Below are 3934 nucleotides of genomic sequence, written 5' to 3'. Positions count from 1 at the left end.
CCCGACGACATCACCAAACTCAACAACCGATACCAGAACATCTACGGACAACACTAACCACCACGGGCCGGCCGGACCACCACCAACCCCCAACACCACCACGGGAAAGCCGCAAAGCGCGACATTCAATCCCCATAGGCCTGCTCGAATCACGCGGGCCGATAGTGGTCAGCCTCATGTGAAACCACTGACAAGGACAAGTGAGCGGACCGGTCATGCCGCGTCACGCCTAACAGGGCCGCATAAATGCGGCTCTGTACAGGTGGATAAAGAAGAGGATAGTTGAGGATGTCCCACACAGTCGTGGCATACCTCTCCCAGCGAATTCCGGGTATTTGACCTTCCGACCGCAGAGAACTATACTGCTTCCCGGCTTACAAAGAATGACAGTGGTCACGACCTGATGGGCGGACCGAATTCCTGCAGACGCAGAGATTGTGATGACGATTTCCGCGCCTTTCCCAGCATACCTGTGTACCGGCTTCAGGCTGGTCTATCCATTTCATGCATCAGACGCCCCAGGAGGGGGCTCCTTCAATGATCGACCATAATCGCATACGCAATTTTTCCATCATCGCCCATATAGACCATGGCAAGTCGACCCTGGCCGACCGAATCATGGAGCAGACCGAGACCGTGAATGAACGGGAACGGGAAGACCAGCTCCTGGACTCCATGAGCGTGGAAAAGGCCCACGGGGTCACGGTCAAGTCAAGAACCGTCCGCAACCGCTATCTGGCCGACGATGGACTCAGCTACGAGTTCAACTTCATCGACACCCCAGGTCACGTGGACTTCTCCTATGAGGTGTCCAAAAGTCTGGCGGCGAGCGAGGGCGCCATCCTCCTGGTCGACGCCACCCAGGGAGTCCAGGCCCAGACCGTGGCCAACTTCCGCCTGGCCAAGGCCAATGGCCTTTCCATCATCCCGGTCATCAACAAGGTCGATAGTCCCAACGCCGATGCGGAACAGGTTGAGCGTCAGATCCACGCCCTGGACCCCATGCTGGCCGAGGAGGATGTCCTGAGGATTTCAGCCAAGACGGGTCAGGGTGTGCACGATATCCTGGAGGCCATCGTCTCCAGGATTCCAGCTCCGACCGGGTCAACCAAGGAACCGCTCAAGGCCTTGGTCTTCGACTCCCTCTACGACTCCTACAAGGGGGTCATTGCCTATGTGCGTCTGGTAGAGGGCGAGATGGAACCGGGGCAATCCCTCAGACTCATGGCCAACGGCGCCACCTTCAAGGGCGACGAGCTAGGCATCTTCACCCCGTCCATGCAGCCCATCGACTCCCTCCATGCCGGTGACGTGGGCTACGTGGTCACAGGACTCAAGGACCCGAGCCAGGTCCGCATCGGAGACACCCTCACCTCCCAGGCAGACCCCACCAAGGAGGCCCTGCCCGGATACGCTCCGGCCGAACCCATGGTATTCGCGGGAATCTTCCCAAAAAACGGCGACAGCAAGGAACTCAAGGCAGCTATGGACAAGCTGGTCCTCAATGACTCCTCCCTGAGCTGCCAGCCGGAGGCCTCGGACGTGCTGGGATTCGGCTTCAGGTGCGGCTTCCTGGGTATGTTCCACCTCCAGATCATCAAGGAACGCCTTCGCGACGAATTCGGCATCGAGGTGCTGACCACGGCCCCAAACGTCACCTACAAGGTCCATCTGAGGGGACGGAAGGCAGGCAAGGTAATCACCATCGACAAGGCCACGGACTTCCCCGACTATGGCGACATCGATTTTGTCGAGGAACCCTTCGCCAAGGTCGATATCTCCATGCCTGGCGAGGTCCTGGGCGATGTGATGCAACTCGCCGAACAGTCGAAGGGAGAACTGATCGACCTGGGTGACGACGACCAGCTGGTGGTCGCCACCTATAAGATGCCCCTCTCCCAAATCGTCTATGACTTCTTCAACAAGCTCAAGTCTGTCTCACACGGATATGCCACCATGAACTCGGAGATTCTGGACTATGAGCCTGCTGACGTGGTCAAGATAGAAGTGGACATCAACTACGCCCGGGTGGATGCACTCAGCTTCGTCGTTCATCGGGAGGATGCCCCGCGCATGGCACAGGACCTGGTCCACAAGCTCAAGTACACGGTCCCCCGGCGCCTCTACCCCATGCCGGCCCAGGCCATGGTGGAGGGTCGCGCACTGGGCCGGGTCGACATCCCACCACTGCGCAAGAACGCCGCCGTCAATGGAACCTCGTACAGCGTCTCCAAGAAGCAGGCCCTCCTGCGCCGCCAGTCCGCCAACAAACGTGCCGCCGCCCACAGCGACATCGAACTGCCCCAGTCGGTCTTCAACGCCATCCTGGAGCTGAACGAGTAAGGCGCAAGCAGGACCCCGATTACCAGGGGACCCAGTTCCATCCGGGGCGACCACTCCGCGGAATCCACACTTGAATCGCAGTGGTTGCCCCTCCCCGATACCCGGACATGCATGTTCTTGGTTTGTCACCGAGTCAAGCGAGGCCGTCTGCCCACCCCGGTCCAGACGGCCTGTCCACAGGCATTCTCTATGTACATTTGTTCAATTTCCCCCTCAATCCCTCAAGCCGAGCCTCTTCCCATCACCAGATATCAGGCACCTCAAACCGCTTGGCTATGGGAACGGTAGGCAACCTCAGAAAGCAGGCTCCCCCAGCAGCCGCGACAGGCGGTGAGCAGATGTTCAGGCACTCTGTCGCAAACCCCTCCGGTTCGCCCTATCTTGAAACCGTAATGACAACCTGCACGGGCCGTCGGAACAACCGGTGCCAACAAGGCGGTTCACCACGCAGCGGCCACCCCACAGACGGGGCTTGGACCGTGCCGGTTACGTGACCCACCGATACCGGTGGATGCCCGGATAAGATGCACCGGGCGCGATAGGAGGGCGAACGAGTATGACCATCAACGCGCTGGGGATTTACGAAAAGGCCCTTCCGGCGGATATGTCCTGGCAGGAGACTTTCGAACTGGTCCATGAGCTGGGATTCAACTTTCTGGAGTTCTCCATCGATGAGAGCGAGGACCGACTGGCGAGGCTGGATTGGACCGATCATGATAGGAGTCTCTTCCGGCAGGCCATGTGGAGGACCGGGAGCAGAATCAACACCCTCATGCTGTCGGGACACCGACGTTTCCCCCTGGGGGCATCCGACCCGACCACCCGCTCCAAGGCACTGGAGATGATGGATAAGGCCATCGATCTGGCTGTTGACCTGGGCATCCGCAACATTCAGATGGCCGGATACGATGTCTATTACGAGCCCAAAACGCAGTCCAGCCGTGAGCTGTTCATCGAGAATCTGGAAACCTGCGTGCAGATGGCCGCCAAGAAGATGGTCATGCTCTCCATCGAGACCATGGACGACCCCTTTATGAACTCCCTGGAGAAGGTGGTCTATGTGAAGTCGCAGATCCACAGCCCCTGGCTCCAGGCCTACCCGGACCTGGGCAACCTGACGGCATGGTCGCAAAATGAGGTGGGCCGTGAGATCGAGACCTACATCGACAACATCGTGGCGGTGCATCTCAAGGACACCAAGCCCGTGACCGACTCCTTCCCCGGACAGTTCCGGGATCTGGCATTCGGCGATGGGACCGTCGACTTCGAGGCCTGCCTTCGAACCTTTGCCAGACTGAAATACGCCGGAAGTTACACAATCGAGATGTGGACCCAAAAGGCGGACGACCCGGTGGCTGAAGTCCGCAAGGCCAAGGCACAATTCGACGCCCTCTTCGAGCGGGTGGGCATCCGGCAGGAGCCCGTGACCACCGTCAGGCGATGAGCCCCATTCAGACCACATGTTTGTACATGACTTGCAGATACATCAACAAGAAGGAGGAACCCATGGCTGGTTTGGCTGATTTTTCGTCTGAGGTGCGTGCCGAGGTCAAGCAGGTGCGCGAGCAGGTCGCCACCCTGCACGAGCAGC

At 59.1% G+C, this 3934-nt stretch carries 2 protein-coding genes and 1 pseudogene; all 3 read left to right on the top strand.

The window, feature by feature from the left end:
* Positions 1-537 precede the first annotated feature (537 nt).
* On the top strand, positions 538-2343 hold the full coding sequence (gene lepA / locus H3V08_RS07460) for a translation elongation factor 4 (protein WP_198182270.1): 1806 nt from the start codon (positions 538-540) through the stop codon (positions 2341-2343).
* 556 nt (positions 2344-2899) lie between these two features.
* Positions 2900-3787: an L-ribulose-5-phosphate 3-epimerase gene (locus H3V08_RS07455; RefSeq protein WP_198182269.1), complete on the top strand. Its 888-nt coding sequence runs from the start codon at positions 2900-2902 to the stop codon at positions 3785-3787.
* 62 nt (positions 3788-3849) lie between these two features.
* Positions 3850-3934 (top strand): annotated as a pseudogene (locus tag H3V08_RS07450) (L-ribulose-5-phosphate 4-epimerase); the annotation flags it as partial.

The sequence above is a fragment of the Bifidobacterium sp. M0307 genome, from assembly GCF_016100445.1.
Lineage (GTDB): Bacteria > Actinomycetota > Actinomycetes > Actinomycetales > Bifidobacteriaceae > Bombiscardovia > Bombiscardovia coryneformis.
This window is presented reverse-complemented; position numbering and strand designations above follow the sequence as displayed.

Coding starts and splice junctions, on each gene's coding strand:
- H3V08_RS07455 (WP_198182269.1), top strand. CDS start 2,900: ATGACCATCAACGCGCTGGGGATTTACGAAAAGGCCCTTCCGGCGGAT.
- lepA (WP_198182270.1), top strand. CDS start 538: ATGATCGACCATAATCGCATACGCAATTTTTCCATCATCGCCCATATA.